Genomic DNA, 257 nt, shown 5'->3' on the forward strand with positions numbered 1-257 from the left:
GAGACGTCGACTGGCTGGTCTCCGTGGACTCCACGATCACCCGCGCTCATCAGCACGCGGCCGGCGCCCGTAAAAAGGGGCAGGCCCTGCAGAAACGGCGCAGCCTCGGACGATCCCGTGGCGGACTGACGACCAAGATTCACCTCGCCTGCGACGGCCATGGCCGTCCGCTCAGCTTTGTCGTCACCGGCGGCAACATCAACGACTGCACGCAGTTCGAGCAGGTCCTCGCGCAGATCAGTGTTCGCCGCCCAGGC

At 66.5% G+C, this 257-nt stretch carries 1 protein-coding gene; it reads left to right on the forward strand.

What is annotated here, in order from left to right; genetic code table 11:
- A partial coding sequence (locus IA22_RS0133830) for an IS5/IS1182 family transposase (protein WP_030125889.1) occupies positions 1-257 on the forward strand: 257 nt, incomplete at both ends.

This window comes from Kitasatospora papulosa, from assembly GCF_000717245.1.
Lineage (GTDB): Bacteria > Actinomycetota > Actinomycetes > Streptomycetales > Streptomycetaceae > Streptomyces > Streptomyces papulosus.